The sequence below is a fragment of the Acidovorax sp. SRB_14 genome (assembly GCF_012932145.1).
Classification (GTDB): Bacteria; Pseudomonadota; Gammaproteobacteria; order Burkholderiales; family Burkholderiaceae_C; genus Simplicispira.
Window position 1 is genome coordinate 13,147 of the sequence record NZ_MWOK01000030.1, and the last position, 25,424, is coordinate 38,570.

The 25,424-nt window shown below is 69.0% G+C and carries 26 protein-coding genes; 10 read left to right on the forward strand and 16 right to left on the reverse strand.

What is annotated here, in order from left to right:
• Window positions 1-11 precede the first annotated feature (11 nt).
• Both trkA and B2J86_RS16435 read right to left on the reverse strand, forming a co-directional pair.
• A complete protein-coding gene (gene trkA, locus B2J86_RS16430) occupies window positions 12-1,469 on the reverse strand; it encodes a Trk system potassium transporter TrkA (RefSeq protein WP_169169936.1) in 1,458 nt (485 codons plus the stop codon).
• 45 nt (window positions 1,470-1,514) lie between these two features.
• Window positions 1,515-2,795, reverse strand: a complete 1,281-nt coding sequence (locus B2J86_RS16435; RefSeq protein ID WP_169169937.1) for a glutamate-5-semialdehyde dehydrogenase — start codon at window positions 2,793-2,795, stop codon at window positions 1,515-1,517.
• Between the two features lie 181 nt (window positions 2,796-2,976).
• Between B2J86_RS16435 and B2J86_RS16440 the strand changes: the two genes are divergently transcribed.
• Window positions 2,977-3,186 carry a dodecin family protein gene (locus B2J86_RS16440; RefSeq protein WP_169169938.1) on the forward strand — a complete coding sequence of 70 codons (210 nt, stop codon included), beginning with the start codon at window positions 2,977-2,979 and terminating at the stop codon, window positions 3,184-3,186.
• 35 nt (window positions 3,187-3,221) lie between these two features.
• On the opposite strand, the gene holA is transcribed toward B2J86_RS16440, so the two are convergent.
• The 7 genes from holA to B2J86_RS16475 all read right to left on the reverse strand — a co-directional run bounded on the left by holA (window position 3,222) and on the right by B2J86_RS16475 (window position 10,277).
• Window positions 3,222-4,286 (reverse strand): DNA polymerase III subunit delta, encoded by a 1,065-nt coding sequence (gene holA, locus B2J86_RS16445; RefSeq protein WP_173026149.1) that lies wholly within the window; start codon window positions 4,284-4,286, stop codon window positions 3,222-3,224.
• A gap of 93 nt (window positions 4,287-4,379) precedes the next feature.
• Window positions 4,380-4,880 carry an LPS assembly lipoprotein LptE gene (gene lptE / locus B2J86_RS16450; RefSeq protein WP_173026161.1) on the reverse strand — a complete coding sequence of 167 codons (501 nt, stop codon included), beginning with the start codon at window positions 4,878-4,880 and terminating at the stop codon, window positions 4,380-4,382.
• A 53-nt stretch (window positions 4,881-4,933) separates the two neighbouring features.
• Window positions 4,934-7,615, reverse strand: coding sequence for a leucine--tRNA ligase (leuS, locus tag B2J86_RS16455; protein WP_173026150.1), 2,682 nt, complete (start codon window positions 7,613-7,615; stop codon window positions 4,934-4,936).
• A gap of 91 nt (window positions 7,616-7,706) precedes the next feature.
• On the reverse strand, window positions 7,707-8,144 hold the full coding sequence (locus B2J86_RS16460) for a biopolymer transporter ExbD (RefSeq protein WP_169169941.1): 438 nt from the start codon (window positions 8,142-8,144) through the stop codon (window positions 7,707-7,709).
• A 5-nt stretch (window positions 8,145-8,149) separates the two neighbouring features.
• Window positions 8,150-8,839 (reverse strand): MotA/TolQ/ExbB proton channel family protein, encoded by a 690-nt coding sequence (locus B2J86_RS16465; protein WP_173026151.1) that lies wholly within the window; start codon window positions 8,837-8,839, stop codon window positions 8,150-8,152.
• A 13-nt stretch (window positions 8,840-8,852) separates the two neighbouring features.
• Window positions 8,853-9,689 carry a 4-hydroxy-tetrahydrodipicolinate reductase gene (gene dapB / locus B2J86_RS16470; RefSeq protein ID WP_169169943.1) on the reverse strand — a complete coding sequence of 279 codons (837 nt, stop codon included), beginning with the start codon at window positions 9,687-9,689 and terminating at the stop codon, window positions 8,853-8,855.
• A gap of 45 nt (window positions 9,690-9,734) precedes the next feature.
• Window positions 9,735-10,277, reverse strand: coding sequence for an outer membrane protein assembly factor BamE (locus B2J86_RS16475; RefSeq protein ID WP_169169944.1), 543 nt, complete (start codon window positions 10,275-10,277; stop codon window positions 9,735-9,737).
• 87 nt (window positions 10,278-10,364) lie between these two features.
• On the opposite strand from B2J86_RS16475, the gene fur reads away from it, so the two are divergent.
• The gene (gene fur, locus B2J86_RS16480) at window positions 10,365-10,787 is read left to right on the forward strand and encodes a ferric iron uptake transcriptional regulator (RefSeq protein ID WP_169169945.1); all 423 of its coding nucleotides are present in this window, start codon (window positions 10,365-10,367) and stop codon (window positions 10,785-10,787) included.
• Window positions 10,788-10,827: 40 nt separating this feature from the next.
• Here the strand turns inward: fur and hprK are convergent, their stop codons facing one another.
• The 3 genes from hprK to hpf form a co-directional block, all read right to left on the reverse strand.
• Window positions 10,828-11,778, reverse strand: coding sequence for an HPr(Ser) kinase/phosphatase (hprK, locus tag B2J86_RS16485; protein ID WP_169169946.1), 951 nt, complete (start codon window positions 11,776-11,778; stop codon window positions 10,828-10,830).
• Between the two features lie 25 nt (window positions 11,779-11,803).
• On the reverse strand, window positions 11,804-12,271 hold the full coding sequence (locus tag B2J86_RS16490; protein WP_169169947.1) for a PTS sugar transporter subunit IIA: 468 nt from the start codon (window positions 12,269-12,271) through the stop codon (window positions 11,804-11,806).
• Between the two features lie 104 nt (window positions 12,272-12,375).
• A complete protein-coding gene (gene hpf, locus B2J86_RS16495) occupies window positions 12,376-12,720 on the reverse strand; it encodes a ribosome hibernation-promoting factor, HPF/YfiA family (RefSeq protein WP_169169948.1) in 345 nt (114 codons plus the stop codon).
• Between the two features lie 354 nt (window positions 12,721-13,074).
• Between hpf and B2J86_RS16500 the strand changes: the two genes are divergently transcribed.
• A complete protein-coding gene (locus B2J86_RS16500; RefSeq protein WP_169169949.1) occupies window positions 13,075-14,076 on the forward strand; it encodes a tripartite tricarboxylate transporter substrate binding protein in 1,002 nt (333 codons plus the stop codon).
• A 281-nt stretch (window positions 14,077-14,357) separates the two neighbouring features.
• Entirely contained in the window at window positions 14,358-15,278 is a 921-nt protein-coding gene (locus tag B2J86_RS16505; RefSeq protein WP_169169950.1) for a phosphoribosylaminoimidazolesuccinocarboxamide synthase, read from the forward strand.
• 110 nt (window positions 15,279-15,388) lie between these two features.
• Here B2J86_RS16505 and trxA read toward each other — a convergent pair whose 3' ends face one another.
• Entirely contained in the window at window positions 15,389-16,297 is a 909-nt protein-coding gene (gene trxA / locus B2J86_RS16510) for a thioredoxin (RefSeq protein WP_173026152.1), read from the reverse strand.
• Between the two features lie 104 nt (window positions 16,298-16,401).
• On the opposite strand from trxA, the gene purE reads away from it, so the two are divergent.
• The 4 genes from purE to B2J86_RS16530 all read left to right on the forward strand — a co-directional run bounded on the left by purE (window position 16,402) and on the right by B2J86_RS16530 (window position 20,083).
• Complete coding sequence (gene purE / locus B2J86_RS16515; protein ID WP_169169952.1) at window positions 16,402-16,899, forward strand: 5-(carboxyamino)imidazole ribonucleotide mutase; 498 nt, start codon at window positions 16,402-16,404, stop codon at window positions 16,897-16,899.
• Window positions 16,896-18,065: a 5-(carboxyamino)imidazole ribonucleotide synthase gene (locus B2J86_RS16520; protein ID WP_173026153.1), complete on the forward strand. Its 1,170-nt coding sequence runs from the start codon at window positions 16,896-16,898 to the stop codon at window positions 18,063-18,065. Before purE ends, B2J86_RS16520 begins: the two co-directional genes overlap by 4 nt.
• A gap of 11 nt (window positions 18,066-18,076) precedes the next feature.
• On the forward strand, window positions 18,077-19,087 hold the full coding sequence (locus B2J86_RS16525) for an L-threonylcarbamoyladenylate synthase (protein ID WP_173026154.1): 1,011 nt from the start codon (window positions 18,077-18,079) through the stop codon (window positions 19,085-19,087).
• A 63-nt stretch (window positions 19,088-19,150) separates the two neighbouring features.
• Entirely contained in the window at window positions 19,151-20,083 is a 933-nt protein-coding gene (locus B2J86_RS16530; protein ID WP_173026155.1) for an SGNH/GDSL hydrolase family protein, read from the forward strand.
• Window positions 20,084-20,141: 58 nt separating this feature from the next.
• Here the strand turns inward: B2J86_RS16530 and B2J86_RS16535 are convergent, their stop codons facing one another.
• The 3 genes from B2J86_RS16535 to dacB all read right to left on the reverse strand — a co-directional run bounded on the left by B2J86_RS16535 (window position 20,142) and on the right by dacB (window position 23,955).
• Window positions 20,142-20,837: an OmpW family protein gene (locus B2J86_RS16535; protein ID WP_173026156.1), complete on the reverse strand. Its 696-nt coding sequence runs from the start codon at window positions 20,835-20,837 to the stop codon at window positions 20,142-20,144.
• A 23-nt stretch (window positions 20,838-20,860) separates the two neighbouring features.
• A complete protein-coding gene (locus B2J86_RS16540; protein WP_173026157.1) occupies window positions 20,861-22,420 on the reverse strand; it encodes a S9 family peptidase in 1,560 nt (519 codons plus the stop codon).
• 101 nt (window positions 22,421-22,521) lie between these two features.
• Window positions 22,522-23,955, reverse strand: a complete 1,434-nt coding sequence (dacB, locus tag B2J86_RS16545; protein WP_173026158.1) for a D-alanyl-D-alanine carboxypeptidase/D-alanyl-D-alanine-endopeptidase — start codon at window positions 23,953-23,955, stop codon at window positions 22,522-22,524.
• A gap of 109 nt (window positions 23,956-24,064) precedes the next feature.
• On the opposite strand from dacB, the gene tsaB reads away from it, so the two are divergent.
• Both tsaB and rimI read left to right on the forward strand, forming a co-directional pair.
• Complete coding sequence (tsaB, locus tag B2J86_RS16550) at window positions 24,065-24,784, forward strand: tRNA (adenosine(37)-N6)-threonylcarbamoyltransferase complex dimerization subunit type 1 TsaB (protein ID WP_173026159.1); 720 nt, start codon at window positions 24,065-24,067, stop codon at window positions 24,782-24,784.
• On the forward strand, window positions 24,781-25,257 hold the full coding sequence (rimI, locus tag B2J86_RS16555; protein WP_173026160.1) for a ribosomal protein S18-alanine N-acetyltransferase: 477 nt from the start codon (window positions 24,781-24,783) through the stop codon (window positions 25,255-25,257). Before tsaB ends, rimI begins: the two co-directional genes overlap by 4 nt.
• Window positions 25,258-25,424: the final 167 nt, after the last annotated feature.

The following is a 25,424-nucleotide window of genomic DNA, read 5'->3' on the forward strand; positions in this document are numbered from 1 at the left end:
CGGCGAGCGTGTCAGAAGAACGTGGCGCTCACGCGGAACAGCTGCTCGACATCGCGCACCAGGCGTTTGTGCGGCAGGAAGAAGACCACATGGTCGTTGCTCTCGATCTGGGTATGGCTGCGCGGAATGATGACCTGGGGCGGCGCGGCCGGCGCTCCCGGCAGCGGCGCGGCGCCCGGCTCGGGCAGGCCGCGCACGATCAGGCCCATGTGCACGTCACCGGGCAGGCGCAGCTCGCTCACCTTGCGCCCGACCACGCGAGAGCTCTTGCGGTCGCCGCGCGCCACGATCTCCAGCGCCTCGGCCACGCCGCGGCGCAGGCTGTGCACGGCCTGCACGTCGCCGCGGCGCACGTGGGCCAGCAGCTCACCCAGCATGGCCTGCGCGGGCGAGAGGGCGATGTCGATCTGCGTGCCATGCATCAGGTCGGCATAGCTGCGCCGGTGGATCAGCGCGAGCACGCGCCGCGCGCCCATGCGCTTGGCCAGCAGGCTCGACATGATGTTGTTCTCGTCGTCGTCGGTGAGCGCCAGGAACAGGTCCACCTCCTCGATGTTCTCGCTTTCGAGCAGCTTTTCGTCGGTGGCATCGCCCTGCAGCACCAGCACCTGCGAGGGCAGCGCCGACGCCAGCGCGATGCAGCGCGGCGGGTCGGATTCGATCAGCTTGACATGGAAACGCCCCGGCTCGGCGCCCAGCTGCAGCGCCAGGCGCAGGCCGACGTCACCGCCGCCGGCGACCATGATGCGGCGCACGGCGCGCGCCGGCTGGCCTTCGCGCCGGTGCAGCGAAGCGAGCACGAACGGCAGGTGCTCGCGCGCCGCCAGCACGAAGACCTCGTCGCCGGGCTCGATGCGCGTGGCGCCGCTGCAGGCGACGAAGCGGTCGGGCTCTTCGGGAAAGCGCCGGTAGATGGCCACCACGCGCATGGCCACGTGGGGCGTGGCCGCGCGCACCTGGGCGATGGTGAGGCCGACCATCGGCGCGCCGGCACGTGCGCGCGTGGCCACCAGGCAGGCACGCCCACCGGCAAATTCGCGCACCTGCATGGCCTCGGGGTACTCGATGAGCTTGGCGATATAGCGCGTGAGCGACGCCTCGGGGCAGATCACGCTGACGGCAAAGCCGTCCGGCCCGGCCAGCGGCCCGCCGGGGTCGAACCCCGAGGAGCGCACGCGCGCAATGCGCGCCGGAACGTTGAACAGCAGCTGCGCGACCTTGCAGCACACCAGGTTGGTCTCGTCCTGCGCGGCGCAGGCGATGAGCAGGTCGGTGTCGTTGGCCCCGGCCTCGGCCAGCACCGCCGGGTCGATGCCGTTGCCGACCACGGCGCGCAAGTCCAGGTGCGCTTCGAGTTCGCGCACGCGCGCGGCGTCGGTGTCGATGACGGTGATGTCGTTGCGCTCGGAGACCAGGCTCTCGGCGACGCTCTGGCCCACGCGGCCGGCCCCCAGGATGATGATTTTCACGGCTTGGTGTCGGAAGCTGGGGCGGTGCGCGGGTGCGTCGGCCCCTCAGGCCCGCACTTCGCCCTCGCCCAGCACCACCCACTTGAGCGAGGTCAGCCCTTCGATGCCGACCGGGCCGCGCGCATGGAACTTGTCGGTGCTGATGCCGATCTCGGCGCCCAGGCCGTATTCAAAGCCGTCGGCAAAGCGCGTGCTGGCGTTGACCATGACGCTGGCCGAATCGACCTCGCGCAGGAAGCGCTGGGCGTGCATGTGGTCGCGCGTGAGGATGGCGTCGGTGTGGTGGCTCGAATAGCGGTTGATGTGCGCGATGGCCTCGTCCAGCCCCGCCACCACGCGGATCGAGATGATGGGCGCGAGGTACTCCTCGGACCAGTCCTGCTCGGTGGCGTCGACCAGCTTCGCTCCTGAAACCGCCGCCAACAGCGCCCGGCTGGCGGGGCACACGCGCATTTCAACGCCTTTTTCAGCGTAGACCGCGCCGATGCGCGGCAGGAACTCGGCCGCCACGCCCGCGGCCACCAGCAGGCCCTCGCTGGCATTGCAGGGGCTGTATTTGCTGGTCTTGGCGTTGTCGGCCACGGCCACGGCCATGGCGAGATCGCAGGGGTCGTCGACGTAGGTGTGGCAGTTGCCGTCCAGGTGCTTGATCACGGGCACCTTGGCCTCGCGGCTGATGCGCTCGATCAGGCCCTTGCCGCCGCGCGGGATGATCACGTCGACGTACTGCGGCATGGCGATGAGCTGGCCGACGGCCTCGCGGTCGGTGGTCTGCACCAGCTGCACCGCGTCCTGCGGCAGGCCGGCCTCGGCCAGCGCCTGCTGCACCAGCTGGGCGAGCGCCTTGTTCGAATCGATCGCCTCGGAGCCACCGCGCAGGATGCAGGCGTTGCCGCTCTTGATCGAGAGCGAAGCCGCCTCGATGGTCACGTTGGGCCGGCTCTCGTAGATCATGCCGAAGACGCCGATCGGCACGCGCATCTGGCCCACGCGGATGCCGCTGGGCTGCTGCTTCATGCCCAGCACCTCGCCAATGATGTCGGGCATGGCGGCCAGTTGTTCGCAGCCCTGGGCGCAGGTCTCCAGCACCTGCGGCGTGAGCTTGAGCCGGTCCACCAGGGGCTCGGCCAGGCCGGCGGCGCGGGCGCGCTCGAGGTCGCGCGCATTGTCGGCCTGAAGCGCCCCGGTCTGTGCGCGCAGCAGCCGGGCCAACGCCTTCAATGCTTTGTTTTTGATAGCTGCAGGCGCTTTGGCCATCAGGGCTGAAGCCGCTTTTGCCTGTAAACCAAGGGTCTGGGTGTATTCGCTGACGTGGAGGGCGTTCATGGCGTGATTTTGCCGCAGATACCCCGTGGCTGCCGCGCCGTGCCCTGCCCCTCGCCAAAGCGCCCCGGCGATGGCGGGCGAAAGGCGGCCCCGCCGGCTACGGCACAAGGCGCGCTTGTCCGACAGGGACGCGGCCGCACCGCTCCTAGCATGAGGGCTCCCCCACTTTCCGGAGCCCGCCATGAGTGTCGCCAAAGTCATTGAGGTCAGTGCCACCAGCACCACCAGTTTCGAGGATGCCATCAACCAGGGCATCTCCCGGGCCTGCGACACCATCTCCAATGTGCGCGGGGCGTGGATCAAGGAACAGAAGGTGTCGATCGAAGGCGGCCGCATCACCAAGTACCGGGTGAACATGCAGGTCACCTTTGTGCTCGACGACGGCAAATAGCCGCCGCGCCCCGCGCCCCCACCGGCGCGTGTGCCTTACCCGCGCCGGGCCGCCCCGGCGCTGGCGCGGCCCAGCTGCAGCGCCAGCCGCTGCAGGGCCTGCCAGGGGTCCTGCGGCCAGTCGGGCACCTTGAGCCCCTTGACGATGCCATCGACCAGGTGCGCGGACTGCAGCAGGCGCGCCGCGCTGGCGTCCGTCAGGTGCGTGAGCACCCGCTCGTACAGGCGCTCCTTCGCGCCCCAGACGCGGTTTTCGCGCAGCGCCATCGGCAACGGGCGGCCGGCGTTCATTGCGTCCTTCACGCGCTTGAGGCCCCGGATGTCTTCGGCCAGCGCCCAGTGCACGAGCACGGCGGCCTCGCCCTCGGCCTGCAGGCCGTCGAGCATGCGCTGCACGCGCAGCAGCTGGCCGGCGAGCACGGCCTCGGACAGCTTGAACACGTCGTAGCGCGCCACGTTGAGCACGGCCGCTTCGACCTGCGCCCAGCCGAGTTCGCCCGGCGGGTGCAGCAGCGCGAGCTTCTGGATCTCCTGGTGCGCGGCCAGCAGGTTGCCTTCGACGCGGTCGGCAAAGAACGTGAGCGTGCGCTGGCCCTCCTCGCCCGCCGCCACGCGCTGGCCCTGCGCGGCCAGGCGCTGGGCGATCCACTGCGGCAGCGCGGCGCGATCGATCGGGTCGATCTGCACGGTCGCGCCGTTGTTCTCGAGCGCCGAGAACCAGGCACCCGTCTTGGTCGCCTTGTCCAGGCGCGGCAGCAGCACCAGCGTGAGCGTGCTGTCGTTGCCGGCCGCGGCCTGCGCGATCTGCTGCAGCGCGGCGCTGCCGTCCTTGCCCGGTTTGCCCGAGGGGATGCGGATCTCGATGATCTGCCGGTCGGCGAACAGGCTCAGGCTGCCACCGGCCGCCAGCACCGCACTCCAGTCGAAATGCGCGCCGGCCACGGCAAAGCTGCTGCGCTCGGTGTAGCCCTGGGCGCGCGCCTGCGCGCGGATGGCGTCGGCCGCCTCCTGCTGCAGCAGCGGCTCGTCGCCGTGCAGGGTGTAGAGCGGGCGCAGGCCTTTGTGCAAGTGCGCGGCGAGCTGGTTCAGGGCGATGTGCATGGCGCTACCGAATAGGGATCAAATCAGGCTTAGACGCTTTACCAGCAAGCGTTGAAAGCTCTTTTTTCAATAGCATGCAGCAGCCAATACCGCTCACTGCGCTCGCACGGCCGCGAGCCGGCGCAGCAGCTGCTGCACCAGGTCGGTCTGCATGTTGCGGTAGAGCAGCGCCTCTTCGGCCTCCTTGGCCAGCGCGATGGTTTCGTTGTAGCTCACGTCGCGCTGCTGCAGCAGCTCGGTGTCGGGGATCAGCTCGGCGCCGGCCGGTGTGCGCAGCTTGAAGCGGATGCGCAGGCGCAGCTGCAGTTCGCGCACCTGGCCCGACGCATTCAGGCCCACGACCGAGCGCTCTTGCTGCTCGGAGAGCAGGTCCATGATGGCCTCGGCCTCCGGCATTCTGGCCGGTTCGGTGATGACCTTGAGCGCGCCCCCCGCGCCTGCGAGCGTGCGCCTCAGCTCGCGCGCCAGCGGCGAGCCCGGAGGGGCGGCGATGTAGAGCGAGCGGAACGTGAACTCGGGCACGCCGCGCAGCCGAAAGCCACAGGCGGCCAACAGCGGCACCGGCCACAGCGCCAGCAGCGTGCGCCGGGGCAGCGCACCGCCGGTGCGGGCCGCAGAAGCCAGGGCGGTGGGACGGGCGGCCATGTTCAGACCACCACGTTGACGAGGCGGCCGGGCACGATCACGACCTTTTTCGGCGCCGCGCCGCCCGCCTGCCTGGCAAACGCCTCGCTGGCCAGGGCCACGCGCTCGATCTCGGCGCGGTCGGCCTGGGCGCCGACGTGGATGGAGCCGCGCAGCTTGCCGTTGACCTGCAGCATGAGCTCGATCTCGTCCTGCACCAGCGCCGCGGGGTCGACCTGCGGCCAGGGTGCGTCGAGCAGCTCGCCGAGCGCCCGGTCGTAGCCCAGCGTGCTCCACAGGCTGTGCGCCACGTGCGGCGTGGCCGGGTAGAGGCAGCGCAGCAGGATGCCGAAGCCCTCGATCAGCGCCACCTGCGCGCCGGCCGAGTCCATGGCCTTGAAGTCTTCGAGCGCGTTGATCATCTTCATCGTGCCCGAGACCACGGTGTTGTACTGCATGCGCTGGTAGTCGTAGTCCACCTGCTTGAGCACGGTGTGGATCTCCAGGCGCAGGGCTTTGGCCTCCTTGCCAAACTCCACGTCTTTCAGGCTGTTAGCGCCCGCCACGCTTGCGCTTGCAGCTCCTTGATCGATAGCAGAGAGCTTGATGCCGAAGTTCCATACGCGGCGCAGGAAGCGGTAGCTGCCTTCGACGGCAGAGTCGTTCCATTCGAGCGTGGCCTCGGGCGGCGAAGCGAACATGGTGTAGAGGCGCGCGGTGTCGGCGCCGTACTTCTCGATCAGGTCCTGCGGGTCGACGCCGTTGTTCTTGGACTTGGACATGGTGCCCACGCCCTCGTAGTCGATGGCCGTGCCCACGGGCAGGTCGCCCACGGCGTGGATGAGCCGGGCGCCGATGACCTTGCCGTCATCGCCCAACACGTGCTCGACATCGTGCGGCCAGAAATACTCCTTGCCGCCCTTGTCGGTGCGGCGCGAGTAGATGTGGTTGAGCACCATGCCCTGCGTGAGCAGCTTGGTGAAGGGCTCGTCGACCTTGACCAAGCCCAGGTCGCGCATGACCTTGGTCCAGAAGCGCGCGTACAGCAGGTGCAGGATGGCATGCTCAATACCGCCGATGTACTGGTCCATCGGCATCCAGTAGTCGGCGCCTTCGGCCACCATGGCCTCGGTGTTCTTCGGGTCGCAGTAGCGCATGAAGTACCACGAGCTGTCGACGAAGGTGTCCATGGTGTCGGTCTCGCGCCGCGCGGCCTTGCCGCAGACCGGGCAGACCACGCCGGCATGGAAGCCTTCGTGGTGGTGCAGCGGGTTGCCCGAGCCGTCGGGCACGCAGTCGGTGGGCAGCACCACCGGCAGATCCTTTTCCGGCACGGGCACGGCGCCGTGCTCGTCGCAGTGGATGATCGGGATCGGCGTGCCCCAGTAGCGCTGGCGGCTCACGCCCCAGTCGCGCAGGCGCCAGGTGGTCTTTTTCTCGCCCAGGCCCTTTTGCGCGAGCGCGTGGGCCACGGCGTTGACGGCCTCCTGGTAGGGCAGGCCGCTGAAGCTGTCGGAGTTGATGGTGACGCCGGCACCCTTGTCGCCATACCAGTCGTTCCACTGCTGGTAATCGAAATGCTCGCCGTCGACCAGCACCACCTGCTTGATCTCGATGCCGTATTTGAGTGCAAAGGCAAAGTCGCGCTCGTCGTGCGCGGGCACGCCCATCACGGCGCCGTCGCCATAGCCGATGAGCACGTAGTTGCCCACCCACAGGTCGACCGGCTCGCCGGTCAGCGGGTGCGTGACCGTCAGGCCCGTGGCCATGCCCTTCTTCTCTTGCGTGGCCAGTTCGGCCTCGGTCGTGCCGCCGCTCTTGCATTCCTCGATGAAGGCGGCCAGCTGCGCGTTGCTGCGCGCGGCGTGCTGGGCCAGCGGGTGCTCGGGCGCCACCGCGCAGAAGGTCACGCCCATGATGGTGTCGGCGCGCGTGGTGAACACGTACATCCTGCCGCCGCCGATCAGCGCGCCATCGTCGCCGCGGATGTCGTGCGGGAACGCAAAGCGCACGCCCTCGCTCTTGCCGATCCAGTTCTCCTGCATCAGCTTGACGCGCTCGGGCCAGCCCGGCAGCTTGTCGCCCGTGACCGAATCCAGCAGCTCCTGCGCGTAGTCGGTGATCTTGAGGTAGTAGCCCGGGATCTCGCGCTTTTCCACGGTGGCGCCGGTGCGCCAGCCCTTGCCGTCGATGACCTGCTCGTTGGCCAGCACGGTCTGGTCCACCGGGTCCCAGTTGACGACCTGGGTCTTGCGGTAGGCAATGCCCTTTTCGAGCATCTTCAGGAACAGCCACTGGTTCCAGTGGTAGTAGTCGGGGTCGCAGGTGGCGACCTCGCGGCTCCAGTCGATGGCCAGCCCCATCGCCTGCATCTGCTTCTTCATGTAGGCGATGTTGTCGTAGGTCCACTGCGCAGGCGGCACGCCGTTCTTCATGGCGGCGTTCTCGGCGGGCAGGCCGAAGGCGTCCCAGCCCATGGGCATGAGCACGTTGTAGCCGTTCATGCGCAGGTGGCGCGTGAGCATGTCGTTGATGGTGTAGTTGCGCACATGGCCCATGTGCAGCTTGCCGCTGGGGTAGGGCAGCATCGAGCAGGCATAGAACTTCTTCTTGCCGGCGTCTTCGGTCACGCGGTAGGCGTCGTGCGCCGTCCAGTGGGCCTGCGCGGCGCGCTCGACCTCGGTGTGTTGGTATTTGTCTTGCATGGGAGCCCGGAAAAGGTGAGATGCAGCCGCAAACCGCTGCGCTGCGGGGATTTTAGGCGCTGGCACCGGCAGGCCGGGCCGGAGCGCGCGCTCAGGGCGAAAGCGCTGCGGCGGCGGCGGCAGGCTCGGCGACGAAACCGATGCGCGTGAGCCCGGCCTGGTGCGCCGCGCCCATGACGTCGACCACGCGGCCGTAGGGCACGGCGGCATCGGCGCGCAGCTGCACCTCGGTGTCCGGGTGCTCGGCCGCGATCGCCGCGAGGCGCTGCGCCAGGGCGGCCAGGGCCAGCGGCTGGTCGTTCACGAACGCTTGGCCGGCCTGGTCGAGCACCACGGTGACGGACTGCGGCGCCGCGCCCGGGACGGCACCCGCGCTGCGCGGCAGGTCGAGCCGGATGGCGCTGGCCAGCAGCGGCGCCGTGAGGATGAAGATGACGACGAGCACCAGCATCACATCGACCAGCGGCGTCATGTTGATGTCGCTCATGGGCTGCGGCGCCGCGGTGCGCTCCAGACGACCGAAGGCCATGGGCGTCAGTCGCTGCGCGCGGGTGGGGCGGGGGCCGCGTCGAGCACCAGCTCGCGCAGGTCGCGGGCGAAGCCTTCGAGATCGGCCTCGATGCGCCCGAGCAGGCGGCCGAACACGTTGTAGGCCAGCACGGCGGGAATGGCCACAGCCAGGCCGGCGGCGGTCATGACGAGGGCCTCGCCCACCGGGCCGGCCACCTGGTCGATGCTGATCTGGCCCGCGCGGGCCATGGCCGCGAGCGCATGGTAGATGCCCCACACGGTGCCCAGCAGCCCCACGAACGGCGCCGTGGAGCCCACGGTGGCCAACAGCACCTGGCCCCACTGCAGCTTGCCCAGCACCGCGTGCAGCGCGTCGCGCAGCACGCGCGTGAGCTGCTGCGCGGCGCTGCCCGCCCGGGCCAGGGTCCCGGAAGGGGCGCTGTGCCCCGGTGGATTCGCTATGGATTTTGCAGCATCCACCAAAGGCAGGACCAGCGTTTCACGGTCAAAAGACGCGATGTGCTGGTGGGCGGCGTCCAAGTTCGGCGCCTGCCAGAAGGCCGCCGTGCAGCGCGCCACGTCGTGGCGGGCCCGGCGCAGCAGCAGCGCCTTCCAGGCGATGACCACCCAGCTGGCCACCGACATGGCGAGCAGCAGCAGCGCCGTGGCCTGCGTCACCGCATCGCCTTGCTCCCACCATTGCAGCGCACCCATGGCGCGGGGGCCGTCAGTTCAGGCCGAGCACGTCGAACATGTCGAACATGCCGGTCTTTTGTGCACGCAGAAAGCGCACGGCGCGCAGGCTGCCCTGGGCATAGGTGGCGCGGCTGGACGATTTGTGCGTGACCTCGATGCGTTCGCCCGTGCCGGCGAAGAGCACGGTGTGGTCGCCCACGATGTCGCCGCCGCGGATGGTGGCAAAGCCGATCGACGACGGCTCGCGCTCGCCGGTGACGCCTTCGCGCGCGTAGACCGCGCAGTCTTTGAGGTCGCGCCCGAGCGCGTCGGCGATGACCTCGCCCATCTTCAGCGCGGTGCCCGACGGCGCATCGACCTTGTGGCGGTGGTGCGCTTCGATGATCTCGATGTCGTAGCCCGTGGCCAGCGCCTTGGCCGCCATCTGCAGCAGCTTGAGCGTGACGTTGACGCCCACGCTCATGTTGGGCGCCATGACGATGGCCGTGCGCTGCGCGAAGGCGGCGATCTCCGCCTTTTGCGCGTCGCTGAACCCTGTGGTGCCGACCACCGCCTTCACGCCCAGTTCGCTGCACACCCGCAAATGCGCCAGCGTGCCCTCGGGGCGGGTGAAGTCGATCAGCACGTCGGCGTTTTTCAGCCCGGCATGCAGGTCCGCCGTGATGGGCACGCCGCTGGCGTGTCCCAGGAAGGCCGTGGCATCGGAGCCGATGCCGGGGCTCGCCGCCACGTCGAGCGCGCCGGCGAGCACGCAGTCGTCGCTGGCGCGGAGGGCCTCGATCAGCATGCGGCCCATGCGGCCGGAAGCGCCCGCCACGGCCACGCGGCAGGGCGCGGTGCGGGCAGCGGGCAAAGAAGTGCCTGTCATATCTTTCCTTGTTGCGGGTGTGCGCCAGCGGGTGGCGCGCAGCGGTCAGCGGGCCGGAGATTCCAGCGGCGGGTAGCTGCGCGGCGCGGGCGCCGCAGCGGCTGGCGGCGGCTCCGGGGGGCGCGCGGGGAAGCGCGCCAGCTGCGCCTCGGTGGCTTCGAGCACGGGCACGGCGCGCTTGGATTTGCGCGTGTCCAGCGTGGCGACAAATTCGCTCTCGGACGGCATCTCGTCGCCTTCGGCGCGCTCGAACGTATCGCCCTGGAAGTACACGGTGAGCTTGCGCGTCTGGACCTCGACACCCGGGCGCTTGAGCGTGAACACGTACTCCCAGCGGTCGGCATGGAATACGCTCGTGACCAGTGGCGTGCCCAGGATGTCGCGCACCTGCTGGCGCCCCATGCCAGGCTGCAGGGCCTGCACCTGCTCGCGCGAGACAAAGTTGCCCTGTACCACGGCGATCTTGTAGGGAGTGACCGCACCGACCAGGCGGTTCGTGGCACTGTCAAAACTGCTGCAGGCGGCCACAGTGGCGCCAATCAACAGGGTCAGCCCCAGACGGGCGCTGCGATAGGCTTTGGCAGACATGGAAAATGGGCAGAGGGCTATGATCGAACCATTGTAGCGGTTGGCCCACAGGCCTTAGCGCGCCAGCGGCGCACGGAAGACCTTGTCATGAAAAACATCGACGAACTCAAAAGCACGGGGCTCAAGGCCACGTTGCCACGCCTGAAGATTCTGGAGATTTTCCAGACCGGGGCACAACGCCACATGACGGCCGAAGACGTGTTCCGCGTGCTGCTCGAAGAGCGCTCCGACATCGGCCTGGCCACGGTGTACCGGGTGCTCACGCAGTTCGAGCAGGCCGGCATCCTGATCCGCAGCAATTTCGAGGGCGGCAAGTCCATCTACGAACTCGACGAAGGCCAGCACCATGACCATTTTGTCTGCACCACCTGCGGCAAGGTCGAGGAGTTCTTCGACCCAGAGATCGAAAAACGCCAGCTGATCGTCGCCAAGGCCAAGGGCTGGCACGTGCACGACCACTCGATGGCGCTGTACGGCATGTGCGCCGACTGCGCGCGCAATCCGAAGTAAGCATGCGCAGGCCGGGCGCCCGGCACGGCCGCTGCAGCCGCTAGGAGCCCTGCTCCATGGCGCGCCGGTGGCGCTCGACAAACTCCTGGTAGGTATCGATGCCGCGCAGCTGCAAGATGGTGTTGCGCACCGCCGCCTCGACCAGCACGGCGATGTTGCGCCCGGCCACCACCTGGATGACCACCTTGAGCACGGGCACGCCCAGCACGTCCTGGGTCAGCGGCTCGTAGGGCAGACGCTCGTAGTCGCGCTCCAGCGTCTCCTTGCGCACCAGGTGCACGATGAGCTTGAGGCGCATCTTGCGGCGCACCGCTGTCTCGCCAAAAATGGCGCGGATGTCGAGCAGGCCGATGCCGCGCACTTCGAGCAGGTTTTGCAGCAGGTCGGGGCATTTGCCCTCGATGGTGGCCTGGTTGATGCGGTACAGGTCGACCGCGTCGTCGGCCACCAGCCCCTGGCCGCGCGAGATCAGCTCCAGCCCCAGCTCGCTCTTGCCCAGGCCCGATTCGCCGGTGATCAACACCCCCAGACCCAGGATGTCCATGAACACGCCGTGCATGGTGGTGCGGTCGGCGAAATGCTTGGACAGGTAGGCGCGCAGCACGTCGATCACGAAGGCCGACGATTCGTGCGTGGCGAACATGGGAATCTGCGCGCGCTCGCACATCTGCAGCAGCGCCTCGGGCGCCGCCTGGCTGTCGGCGAGGATCAACACCGGCGGCTCGAGCGTGACGATGCGGGCGATGCGGCGCTGGCAGTCTTCTGCCGTGGCGTTGGTGAGGTAAGCGATTTCGCGCTCACCCAGGATCTGCACGCGGTACGGATGGATGTAGTTGAGGTAGCCGACGAGGTCGGCGCCGGAGCGCGCCGCGCGCACGACCACCTCGTCAAAGCGGCGCTCGGAAGCGCCCAGGCCGGCCAGCCACTCCCATTTCAGGTGCGTGCGGAATTCCTCGAACAGGACATCGGCGCTGACGACATTGGGTTTCACGGCGCGAGGGCGGCAGCGGGGGCGCTCAGACCGCCTGCGTGGACTGCCAGTTGGCAATCATGCCGTGCAGTTCGGTCGCGTCGGTGCTGGCCTTGATTTTTTCGCGCAGCATGGTGTCGCTGAGCAGCTCGGCGATCTCGGAAAGGATCTCCAGGTGCTTTTGCGTGGCCGCCTCGGGCACCAGCAAAAAGATCAGCAGGCCCACGGGCTGCTCGTCGGGGGCATCGAAACCGATCGGGCGCTCGAGCTGGAACACGGCCGCCATGGGCGACTTGAGCCCCTTGATGCGCCCGTGCGGAATGGCCACGCCGTGGCCCAGGCCGGTCGAGCCCAGGCGCTCGCGCGCAAACAGGCTGTCGGTGATCAGCGCGCGGGACAGGCCGTGCAGGCTTTCAAACAGCAGCCCGGCTTCTTCGAAAGCGCGCTTCTTGCTGGTGGCGTCGACGCTCACGAGCACTTGGGCGGCGGGCAGGATGGAGGAGAGGCGGTTCATGGCAATAAGCGCGGATTATGCACCGCCTAGCGAAAACCCTGAGGGGGCGCCAGCCCATGAAAAAACCGCCCTGAGGGCGGCTGCGGGCGGTCTGGACAGAGGGATCAGACGGCGGGTTGGGGTTGCTCACGCCGCCGGGCCTCGAAGTGGTGGTCCTGCAGGCACTCCTTGTGCCGCACCACCTTGCGGTCGATCTTGTCGACCAGCTCATCGACGGCGGCGTAGAGGTCGGCATGGCAGCTCTGCGCAAACAGATCGCTGCCTTTGACGCGGACATTGCATTCAGCGCGCTGGCGCTTTTCCTTCTGCTTCTGCTTTTGGACCGTCAGCAGCACCTTGATGTCGACCAGCTGGTCAAAGTGCCGGGTGATGCGGTCGAGCTTGCTGATGACATAGGTGCGCAGGGCAGGGGTGACTTCGAGATGGTGTCCGCTGATCGTCAGATTCATAAGATAAATCTCCTTGGCTCACGGTAAGAGAGACGCCGCCTGGGCTTCCAAAAAGCGGCCTTGCGAGAACTGGGCTGCACCCGTTGTCGTGGATTCACTATGCCCCCGCCCCTGCCCGAAAGCAATGTCATACCGCTGTCACGCAGTAGGGTATGCCGCCGTCTCTTGAAAGGGGGCAAAATCAACCGGTTGCCCTCGGCGGCATCTCTGCCAGGCCCCAGGCCCCACCGGCCTTTGCGACCTGGGTTCCGTGCAAGCGGGCGCCCGCACGGCGCACGCCCACATGGAAACCCTCTGTGGCGGAAGCAGTCCACTGCTTTAGCATGCGCATCTTTGACTTTCCGGAGCTGCTCCATGACCTTCCCCCCGAACCGCCGCCGCGCCCTCCAAGCCGGTGGTGCGCTCGCCGCCGCATCGGCCTTTCCCAGCTTGCTGCTCGGCAACGCGCATGCGCAAAGCGCATGGCCCACCAAATCGGTGCGCCTGATCGTGCCGTTTGCACCGGGGGGCAGTTCGGAGATCGTGGCGCGCTCGGCAGCTTCCGAGCTGACCAAGACGCTGGGCCAGAGCGTGTTTGTCGACAACAAGCCTGGCGCGGGCGGCAACATCGCCATGCAGGAATGCGCCGCCAGCACCGACGGCCACACCCTCATCCTGGGCCACATCGGCACCATGGCGGTGAACCCGTTCATCTACGACAAGCTGCCGTTTGACACCAACCGCGACTTCCAGCCGATCTCGCTGCTGGCCAAGGTGCCCAGCCTGTATGTGGTGAACGCCAACGTGCCGGCCAAGAACCTCCAGGAGTTCATCGCGCTGGCGCGGGCCAAGCCGGGCCAGCTCAACTACGGCTCGGCCGGCAACGGCAGCGCCGGCCACCTGGCGTTCGAGTACCTGAAGATGGCGACCAACACCTTTGTGCTGCACGTGCCCTACCGCGGCACCGGCCCGCAGCTGACCGATCTGCTGGCCGGCCGCCTGGACGCCGCCGCCGTGGGCGCACCCGCGATCCTGGCGCACATCAAGTCGGGCAAGCTGCGCTGCATCGCCACCGGCACCAAGGAGCGCCTGCCGCAACTGCCCGACGTGCCCACGGTGGCCGAAAGCGGCTTCCCCGGCTTTGAAATGACGCAGTGGTACGGCCTGAACGCGCCCGCCAGCATGTCGCAAGCGGCCATCGACAAGATCGCCGAGGCCTGTGGCAAGGCTATGCGCAACCCGCTGGCCACCGAGCGCCTGCGCGGCGACACCGCCCAGCCCGTGGGCGACTCGCCCGCCCAGTACGGCGCCTTCATTGCCGCCGAGCAGGCGCGCTGGAAAAAGGTGATTGCCCGCGCGAAGATCCATCCCGATTGATCGCCCAGGCGCGGCGGCGCCGCACCCGGCGCCGCCGAACGCTCCGAAATCCATAGCTACAAGCGCTTACCCCATAAGCGCTGGAGCCCGATTTCACGCACCAACTGGATCAAGCTCCCCTTTCTCGCCGCGCCACCCGCCCACGAGGAACACAGGGCATCTGGCCGGCAGGGCACGGCGCCCGGCGGCTTAAAATGGCCGATTGGCACGGGCCGCCGGATTCCGGCCCCCACCCGCCGCCCACAGCGCAGTGCGCCCCGATTGCAACGTTTCACCACACCATGACCCAGTCCAGCCCCCCTGCCCTGCACACCTCGACCCTGACTTCGCTGCCGCTGCTGGCACGCGGCAAGGTGCGCGACAACTACGCCGTGGGCAACGACCGCATCCTGATGGTGGCCAGCGACCGCCTCTCGGCGTTCGACGTGATCATGGGCGAGCCGATCCCCGGCAAGGGCGAGCTGCTCACGCAGATGGCGCTGTTCTGGTTCGACAAGCTCGGCCACCTCTGCCCGAACCACCTGACCGGCGACGCCCCCGAGAGCGTCGTGGGCCCCGAAGAGGTGGCGCAGGTGCGCGGCCGCTCGATGCTGGTGCAGCGCCTGCAGCCCATTCCGGTCGAGGCCGTGGTGCGCGGCTACCTGGCCGGCAGCGGCTGGCAGGAATACCAGGCATCGCAATCGGTCTGCGGCGTGCCGCTGCCCGCCGGCCTGAGCAATGCCGCCCAGCTGCCCCACCCCATCTACACGCCGGCCGCCAAGGCCGCGGCGGGCGAGCACGACGAGAACATCACCTTCGAGCGCACGGTGGAAATGATCGGGCTCCCACTCGCCACGCGCATCCGCGACCTGAGCATCGCCATCTACGAAGCGGCGGCCCAGATCGCCCTCACCAAGGGCATGATCATTGCCGACACCAAGTTCGAGTTCGGCCTCGCGCCCGACGGCACGCTGGTACTGATGGACGAGGTGCTCACGCCCGACAGCTCGCGCTACTGGCCCGTGGAAGGCTATGCCGAGGCACTGGCCAAGGGCGAGAACCCGCCCAGCTACGACAAGCAGTTCGTGCGCGACTGGCTCGAGCAGGCGCAGGTGGGCGGCAAGCCCTGGAACAAGACGGCGCCCGCGCCCCGCCTGCCCAGCGACGTGGTCGACAAGACCGCCGCCAAATACCGCGAAGCGCTGGAGCGCCTGACGGCCTGAGCCACGCGCTGCGGTGGCCGGGCCGCTGCGGCCCTGGCCGGCGGCCCCCAAAAGAAAAGGCCCGCACGGGCCTTTTTCAATGGGGGACCAGTGGCCGGGCCGGCCGGTCTTCAGCTCAGCACGACGGAGCTGAGCCGGCGGCGGTAGCTGGCCACGACCGGGTCTTCGGGCGGGATCTGGCCGTCGGCCACCTTGACCTTGGGCGGCTCGATGATTTCGAGGATGGCCACATAGGTCTTGCGCGCCAGTTCGTCGCTCCAGGCCTTGTCGCGCATCAGGATGTCGAGCAGCTCGTCCATCGCGTCGGTCCAGCGCTGCTGCGCCATGAGCCAGCGGGCGCGGCCGAAGCGCGCATCGAAATCGCGCTTGTTCGCGGCAATCTTTGCATCGAATTCGGCCTCAGCGCCCGCCCCGCTTGCGCTGACAGCTACAAAATCAAGAGCATCCATCCAGGCCTTGAGCGCGCCCAGGCGGCGCGAAGTGGCGGCCTTGGCGATGACGGGGGCGAACGCCACCTTGGCGTCGTCCTCGCGGCCCAGCTGCAGCAGCAGCTTGACGTAGTCGAAGCGCGCATCGTCGTTGGCCGGGTCGGTGGCGACGGCGTGCTGCAGTTTTTCGAGGGCGGTGTCGGTGTCGCCCTCGGCCAGGGCGTCCTGCGCCAGGTCTTCCTCGACTTCGGCCAGGGCCTCCTCGGCGCTGGGCACATGCTTGTCGAGGAAGGCGCGCACCTGGCCCTCGGTTTGCGCGCCGGTGAAGCCGTCCACGGGCTGGCCGCCCATCAGCAGCACGCAGGTCGGAATGCTGCGGATGCCGAACATGCCGGCGAGCTGCTGCTCCTGGTCCGAATCGATCTTGGCGAGTTTGAAGCGGCCCGCGTATTCGGTTTCGAGCTTTTCGAGGATGGGACCGAGCGACTTGCACGGGCCGCACCAGGGCGCCCAGAAGTCCACCAACACGGGCACCTCCATGGAGGCGGCAATCACCTCGGCTTCAAAATTCTCTACGGTGACATCAATCATGGGGCTCAAATTTCCTGGCAGTGGAAGGGTGGATGGCTAAAAGTAAAATCGCGGGTTCACACTCTGCGGGAGCGGCCAGCACGGCGCACCGCACTCCACACACTATGACACCCATCCAGATCGGTGTGGTCATGGGTTCCAGCAGCGACTGGGACACCATGCAGCACGCAGTAGAGATTCTCCAGCACTTTGGCATTCCGCACGAGGCGCGGGTGGTTTCGGCGCACCGCATGCCCGACGACATGTTCGCCTACGCCGAAGGCGCGGCCGCGCGCGGCCTCAAGGCCATCATCGCCGGCGCGGGCGGCGCCGCCCACCTGCCGGGCATGATCGCCGCCAAGACCCCGGTCCCGGTGCTCGGCGTGCCGGTGGCCAGCCGCCACCTGCAGGGCCTGGACTCGCTCTACAGCATCGTGCAGATGCCCAAGGGCGTGCCGGTGGCCACGTTCGCCATCGGCAGCGCCGGCGCGGCCAACGCGGCGCTGTTCGCCGTGGCGCTGCTGGCCAATGAAGACCCCGAGCTGCGCCAGCGCCTGAACGCTTTCCGCGCTGCGCAGACCGAGATCGCACGCGGCATGGCCCTGCCGCCCGCCGCGCCATGACGCCGGCGCCACGTCCTCTTCTGCCCGGCGCCACGCTGGGCGTGCTCGGCGGCGGCCAGCTCGGGCGCATGTTCGTGCACGCGGCGCAGGCCATGGGCTATTTCACGGCCGTGCTCGACGCCGACCCCGCCAGCCCGGCCGGCCTGGTGAGCCACCACCACATCCAGGCCGGCTATGAAGATGCCGCCGGCCTGGCCGAGCTCGCGCGCCTGAGCGACGCCATCACCACCGAATTCGAGAACGTGCCGGCCGCCGCACTGGCCGCCCTGGCGGCGCAGCGCCCGGTGGCCCCGGCCGCCAGCGCCGTGGCCGTGGCGCAGGACCGCGCGCAGGAAAAGGCCCACTTCGTGCGCTGCGGCGTGCCGTGCGCGCCCTATGCCGTGATCGAAACCGCCGCGCAACTGGCGGCCGTGCCGGCCGATCTGCTGCCGGGCATTCTGAAAACTGCGCGCATGGGCTACGACGGCAAAGGCCAGGCGCGCGTGGCCACGGCCGCCGAGCTGGCCGCTGCCTGGGAGGCGGTCGACCGCGTGCCCTGCGTGCTCGAAAAAATGCTGCCGCTGGCGCTCGAATGCTCGGTGATCGTGGCGCGCGGTGCCGACGGCATGGTGGTGCACCTGCCGGTGCAGCGCAACCTGCACCGCGACGGCATCCTGGCCGTGACCGAGGTGTATGAGTCAAATCTGCCCCAAACGCTTGCGGCACAAGCGGTAGAAGCTGCGGTATCGATAGCAAACGGCCTGCAGTACGTGGGCGTGCTGTGCGTGGAGTTCTTCGTGCTGGAGGACGGCCGCCTGGTGGTCAATGAGATCGCGCCGCGCCCGCACAACAGCGGCCACTACAGCCAGAACGCCTGCGATGTCTCGCAGTTCGAGCTGCAGGTGCGCACCCTGGCCGGCCTGCCGCTGACGCAGCCGCGCCAGCACAGCGCCGCCGTCATGCTGAACCTGCTCGGCGACCTGTGGTTTGCCCACGGCGCGGCGGCGCGCACGCCGCCGTGGGACCAGATCCTGGCGCTGCCCGGCACGCACCTGCACCTGTATGGCAAGCACGACGCCAAGCGCGGCCGCAAGATGGGCCACCTGAACATCACCGCACCGACGGCCGCCGCAGCACGCGCCACGGCGCTGCAGGCCGCAGAGCTGCTCGGCCTGCCGGCGTTCTGAAAGGTCCCCCGATGATTCTGGACGGCCAGCTTCCTGCTTCCATTGCCGCTGCGGCGCGCACGCTGCGCCGCGGCGCGCTGCTCGGCCTGCCGACCGAAACCGTCTACGGGCTGGCCGCCGACGCCGGCAGCGACGCGGCCGTCGCGCAGATCTTTGCCGCCAAGGGCCGGCCCAGCGACCACCCGCTGATCGTGCACGTGGCCGACGCGGCGGGCATCGCCCACTTCGCCAGCGAGCTGCCGGCCTTCGCCCAGGCTCTGGTCGACGCCTTCTGGCCCGGCCCGCTGACCCTCATCCTGCCGCGCCGCCCCGGCGTGGCCACGGCCGCCACGGGCGGGCAGGACAGTGTGGGACTGCGCTGCCCCTCGCACCCGGTGGCCCAGGCCGTGCTGCGCGCCTGCGCGGCCGACGACCCGGCCCTGGGCGGCGCGCCCGTCTGGGGCGTGGCCGCGCCCAGCGCCAACCGCTTCGGCCGCGTCAGCCCGACCACGGCCGCGCATGTGGAGGACGAACTCGGCAGCGACCTGCTGGTGCTCGACGGCGGCGCCTGCACCGTGGGCATCGAAAGCACGATCGTCGACTGCACGCGCGGCGTGCCGGTGCTGCTGCGCCCCGGCGCCATCACGCGCGACCAGATTGAGGGCGCCTGCGGCCTGCGCCCGCTCTCGAAAGAGGAGCTGCCTGCGCAGACCCCGCGGGCCTCTGGCACGCTTTTGGCGCATTACGCGCCGAACGCCAAGGTGCGGCTGATGGACGCCCAGGCCCTGCAGGCCGGGCTCGACGTGCTCGGCGCCGACGCCGCCCACCTGGCGGTGTACGCGCGCACGCCGCTGCGCACGGCCGCGAGCGGCGTGCTGCTGCGGCGCATGCCGGGCGACGCCGAGGCCGCCGCGCAGCAGCTGTTCGCCGTGCTGCGCGGCTTTGACGACCAGGGTGCGCGCCTGGTCTGGATCGAGACCCCGCCCGCGTCGCCCGACTGGGAAGGCGTGCGCGACCGGCTGCAGCGCGCCGCGGCCGCCTGATGCCTGTTTTACATGCGCTGATTTTGCGTCGTTAAACTAGCCCCCACTTTTCTGGAGAAATACATGGCAGCAAATTGGATGCGCCGCACCGTTCTGGTCGCCGCATGTGCGTCGGCAGCGTTGCTCGCGGCCTGCGGTTCGAGCACCATCGAATCGGCGCTCACGCCCGACCGTTTCGTTGCCTTGGGCGGTGCCCTCAACGACCTGGGGAAACAGGGCTCAAGCAACCCCAACAACTGGGCGCAGCAGCTCGCCTCACGCTACGACAATGCGATCCCGCCCGTGGCGTTGGGCAGCCAGAGCGTCGCGCCTGGAAACGCACGCATTACTGCTAAACCTGATGCTGTCGGAAATGCGAGCACCTTAACTCTTGAAGAGCAGATCAACCAAATTCCAGCCGGCAGTTTGGGCGCCGACAACTTGGTGTTCATCAGCGCCGGGATCAGCGACTTGATCGCGGGCATGGCGGCCGTCCACGCCGAAAAGCTCACCCGACCCGAGATGGTGGCTGTGGCACGCAAGGCCGGACAAGACTTGGCGATGCAGGTGCGCCGCCTCGTCAATGCAGGGGCCAAGCATGTGGTGGTGACAGGCACTTACGACTTGGGCAAGACGCCCTGGGCCACGGACATCGATGAGGTAACCCTACTGCACGACGCCAGCAGCGCCTTCAATGAAGGCTTGCTGGTGAACATGGTCGATCTGGGTGCTAATGTGCTGTATGTGGATTCCGCCTACTTCGTCAACTTGCTCATAAGCTCTCCTGGCTCCTACGGGTTTGACAACGCCACGACCCCGGTTTGCACCTCGAAAGATGCCGACAACAGCAATAGCATCGGCATCGGCACCGGCCAAGTCAGTTCGGCGCTGTGCACTACCGGCACCTTACGCGCCAACCCGGAGAAGTATGTGTTTTCTGACCCGGTTTACCTGACCCCCGCAGCCCAACGTCAGCTGGGCAACTACGCTTACGACCGGCTGCACGCGCGTTGGTAAGCCGGCAGTGCCCGCAAAAAAGCCGACCCGCGGGTCGGCTTTTTTGCGGGCACTGCCGTCAGAACGTATAACCCGCCGCGATCGTAAGCACCGCTGGACGGAAGCGGATGTCAACGTTGCGCGACACGCCGCCGGTGGTAGTCGTGAGCTTTGTTTTGACGCGCGCGGTCGCGAGCGCGCCCGTGATGGACCAGCGCTCGTTGACTTGGTAGCTCACGCCCACCTGCCCCGCCAGGCCCCAGGAATCGCTCAGGCGGATGTCGGTGGGACCGCCGTTGAGCGCGTTGCCCGCAGCCGTGGAGGTGCGCTTGTCGAACTTGGTGTAGTTGATCCCCAGGCCGACGAAGGGCCGCCACGCACTGCTCGCATCGCCGAACTTGTAGTTGAAGAACAGCGTCGGTGCAACCTGGCGCACCTCGGCGACCTTCTGGCCGTTGAAGGCCGCGACGTTCGGCGGCAGCCCGGAGGCGATCTTGGCATTGATGTCGTGCGTGGGCGGGTAGCCCAGCGCCAATTCGAGCTCCATGTTGGGGTGGAGCGCATACGCGAGCGACAGGAACAGCGTGGACTGGTTCTCCACCTCCAGGCTGATGCCCGAAGGCGGGCCGGGCAGCAGGGGGCCCACCGCATCGCTGGCCGAAGAATGGGGCGCGATATGGGTCGCGCCGACGCGCAGGGTGATTTGAGCGGAGGCCGTGCCGCACAGCGCGAGCAGCGCGGCGCCGGTCAGGGCGCGGAATACGAATCGGGTCATGGAGATGCTCCTTGCGGCGGCTTTCAACCACCCGACGCCAGTACCTGCTGGAAGAATGCGCGGGCTGCGGCATTGCAGAACGGCGGCACCAGCGTGCCGTGGTAGGCCTGCACCACCGCGTTGGCGCCGCCCTGCCCGGCCACATTGGCCTTGGCCTGGGCAAAGCCCGCCTTGGCGGCTGCGAACGGATCGGCGGCGCCACCCGCAGGCGAATCCACGTCCAGCACCGTCAGCAGACCGGCCGGCAGCGCCAGCGGCGAGGGTGCGGACCACAGGCCCTGCATGAGCTTGGTGTTGAGGTCATAGAACACCGTGGGGTCGGCTTTGCCGCCGCACAGCATGACGGGCCGCAGGGGCGCCCAATTGCGCAGGTCGTTGGCCTTGAAGGCCTTGCGCATGGGGTGTGCGGGCGTGGCGGCCTGGCCGCCCGTGGTCAGACTCGGCACGGCGCCATCGGGGTTGACGATCGCGTCCTGCAGATAGGACAGGCGCGAGGCGTTGTTGATCAGGTTGTTGGTGCCAAAGCCCAGCGCGAACAGCGGCGCCAGCTCGGGCGGCGTGGTCGGTGGCGTGATGCCGGCGAAGATCGGCGCGGGCGGTGTGCTGCTGAACAGCGCGGTCTGCGGCAGCTTGCCCTGGCTGAACAGCGTGGCCACCGGGGTCAACGAGGGCAGCAGCGTCTCGATGCCGGTGGCGTAGGCTGCCTCATAAATGTCGGAAGGCTGGCTGTAGATGTTGCCGTAGGCCTTCTGGTAGCTCGTGGCCAGCAGAGGCGTGAACACCGTTGCGCCCAGATTCACATTGCCGTAGTAGACGGCGTCGCCGAAGGCGCCCAGGGCGTACGGGCCGGACATGGGCGCGGAGGCCGTCACCGGCAGGCCCGCGGCCTGCAGCGCGCGGTGCGTGGCCATGGCGACGTGGCCGCCTTGCGAATAGCCCGTGATCAGCAGCTTGCCGGCGTCCTGGCCGCCGATGTTTGGCAGGGCCTTGCGCGCAGCCGTGAGCGCGTCGATCATTTCCTTGGACTGCTGGTCGGCGTTCAGATAGGGGTGGTAGCCGAGCTTGGACACGTCGTAGCCCGCGTAGTTGGGCGCCACCACGATGAAGCCCTGAGCCGCGTACATCGCTGCCAGCAGCGAGCCTTCCGAGGCACCGGGGCGGCTGGCCTCGGTGATGTCAGCGATGTTGTAGGCCTTGTCGGTCGTGGTGCCGTGCGCGTACAGCACCACGGGGCGCGCGCCGCTGCACTGCGGATCGGTGCCCGAAGGCACCATCAGAGCGCCCGAAGCATTCGTGGCCTCGCTGGCACCACCGACGGTGCCGTACTCGATGTAGTGCACATTCACGCCGCATTTGGGCGCACCGGCCACTGCCAGCAGGCTCTGGCCGCTCGGGCTGGCGGCAAGCCGGTCCTTGAACTCGCCAGCGCTCAGCGCCGTGACGCGCAGCGGGGGATTGAACATGAGGGAGCCGCGCGCACCGCTCAGGTCGGTGGACGTGCTGCCGCCCGGATCGGAGCCTCCGCCACATGCCGTCAGCAATGCTGCGGCGCTGGTCAGGGTCCACAGTGTCCATTTGGTCATCCGCTGCCTCCAGTCCCAGATCGAACGATCGTTCTTGAGCCAAAACGATGTTACGACCGCACAAGCCTCGCTTAGGGGCGGGAAACTACCAGTCTGGCGCCTCAGTTGGAACCGCTGTCTGTCAGGCCATCGCGCGCCGTCCAGTCGATCAGCGCATCGAACCCGGCGCGCGCCGCCGCTGCGTTGGCGTGGTTGACCATGGCCACGAGCACATAGCGGCGGCCGCTAGCGGCATGCACATAGCCGGCCACGGCGGCCACGTCGCGCAGGCTGCCGGTCTTGAGGTGGGCGCTGCCCACCGCGCGGCTCTGGCTGCGGCGCAGCGTGCCGTCCATGCCCGCGATGGGCAGGGAGGACAGCAGCTCAGGCATCACCGGCGCGGCCCAGGCGGCCTGCAGCATGCGCGCCAGGGCCTGGGCGCTGATGCGCGCCTCCCGGCTCAGGCCGGCGCCGTTGTCGACCACGGGCGGGTCGGCGTCGCCAAAGCGGCCGCGCCACCACTGGCGCAGCGCATCGCGCGCCCCCTCGGGGGTCGCCACGCCATTCTTATGCAGGGCCAGCGTCAGGAACAGCTGCTGCGCCATGACGTTGTTGCTGTATTTGTTGATGTCGCGCACCACCTCGGCAAGCGCCGGCGAGGTGGCGCTGAAGGCGGGCTGCAGGCCCGCCGGCACCGGGCCCTCGCGCACCGTGCCGGTGAGCTGGCCGCCGAGTTCGCGCCACAGGCCCTCCACGGCACGCGCCGCATGGGCACGCGGGTCGGCATAGGCCACGGCCCAGCTGCGCTCGCCACAGGCCGCCGGATAGACGCCGGCAAAGCCCATGCGCGCGGGGTCGGACAGTTCGGCGCGCAGGCCGGCGCGCCAGTCGCCACAGGCCGCGCCCGCCGCCGCCAGCGGCAGCGCGGCCTGCAGCTGCACGCCGGCCAGCGGCGGATCGAACTGCACGCGCGCCTGGCCGGCGAGCGCATCGGGCACGAACCCCATCACCACCGACTTGTAATTGATCAATAGCGCATCGGGCGCGGCGTTGTAGGGCCGCAGCGGCTCGCCGTCGAACTGCGCCGGAGCGTGCACCGGCACCGCGAAGGCCGAGCGGTCGAGCACGATGTCGCCCTCGATGGCCTGGATGCCCTGGCCCTGCAAGCGCCGCAGCAGCAGCCACAGGCGCTCCATGACCAGCTTGGGGTCGCCCTGGCCCCGGAGATAGACGTTGCCGCGCAGGCGGCCGCCCTGCGCCACGCCGTCCACATAGACCGGCGTGTTCCACACATAGGCCGGCCCCAGCAGGTCCAGCCCGGCAAAGGTGGTGACCAGCTTCATGACCGAGGCCGGGTTCATGGGCACCTGCGCGCGGTGCGCCAGGCGCGGTGCGGCGCCGCCCTCGGCCGGGGCGACGAGCACCGAGATGGCGTCGCGCGGCACCTGGGCGCGCGCCAGCGCGGCGTCGACCCCGGGCGGCAAGGGCGCTGGCGCGGCAGCGGCCACGCACCAGGACACGGCCAGTGCACAGAAAACGGACAGACGCGGCAACATGGCGCCAGTTTACGGGGCCTGCCACGGCCGCCTGGGCCAGCGCCGATAATCGGGGCTGGGCGCACCGCGCCATGGCACCGGTCCCGCCCGCCTCCGACTCTTTCGCACCATGAACCTGCTTGCCTTCGACACCAGCACCGACACCCTGTCCGTCGCCGTGGCGCGCGGCGCCGCGCTGTGGCAGCACAGCGGGCCCGGCGGCGCCCAGGCCTCGGCCACGCTGATCCCGGCGTTGCGCCGCCTGCTGGCCGAGGCGGGCCTGGACTTTGCCGCGCTCGACGCCATCGCCTTCGGGCGCGGCCCGGGCTCGTTCACCGGGCTGCGCACGGCCTGCGCGGTGGCCCAGGGCCTGGCTTTTGGCGCCGGCGGCGGGCGCGGTACGGCGGTGCTGCCCGTCGACACCCTGGCCGCCGTGGCCGAGGAGGCGCGCCAGCAGCACGGCTGCACCCAGGTGGTGGCCGTGCTGGACGCGCGCATGGACGAGGTCTATGTGGCGCGCTACCAGTGGCGGGCCGGTGCCTGGCGGGGCGACGGCGACTTCGGCCTGTGCGCACCCGAGGCCGTGCAGGTCCCCGCTGGCTGGACCGTGGCCGGCAATGCCCTGGCCGCCTATGGCGAGCGCCTGGCGCCGTTCGCGCCCCACGTGCACGCACTGCCCACCGCCACGGCCCTGCTGCGCCTGGCACCGGGCCTGCTAGCGGCGGGTGGCGGCCTGAGCGCCGACCAGGCCCTGCCGCGCTACATCCGCGACAAAGTCGCCAAGACCACCGCCGAGCGCATGGCCGAGCGCGCCGCGCAGGCTGCTGCCCCCCTCCCTGCCCTGCCATGAGCGCCCTGCCCACCCCGTTCGGCACCCCCGAGGTGCGCCTGGAGCCGCTGACGCTGGACCGGCTGGACGCGCTTTTGGCGGTCGAGCAGCAGGCCTATTCCCACCCTTGGTCGCGCGGCAACTTCATCGACTCGCTGGCCAACGGTTACCAGGTGCAGCTGCTGATGGGCGGCGAGCAGCTGCTGGGCTACTTCGTCGCGATGCAGGGCGTGGACGAGGCCCACCTGCTGAACCTCACCGTGGCGCCTGCCTTCCAGCGCCAGGGCTGGGCCCGCGTGCTGCTGGACGCGCTGGCGCTGTGGGCGCGCGGCCTGGGCGCACAGTGGCTGTGGCTCGAAGTGCGCGCCGGCAACGAACGCGCGCGCCAGGTCTATGAAGCCCATGGGTTTCGCCGCGTGGGCGAGCGCAAGCGCTACTACCCCTGCGCCGACGGCGGGCGCGAGGACGCCATTGTCATGAGCCGCCCGCTATGAGCCTGTCCCTCGATGCGCGCCAGCGCGCCATGCTGCAGGAAATGGGGGTGCAGGTCTGGCTGCCCAGCCCGGCCGCGGCCCCTGCCGAGCGGGCCGCCCGTGCGCCGGCGCCAGAGCCAGAGCCCTCCCCGGCGCGCCCGGTCGTGCCCAGCGCCGTCCCCGCAGCC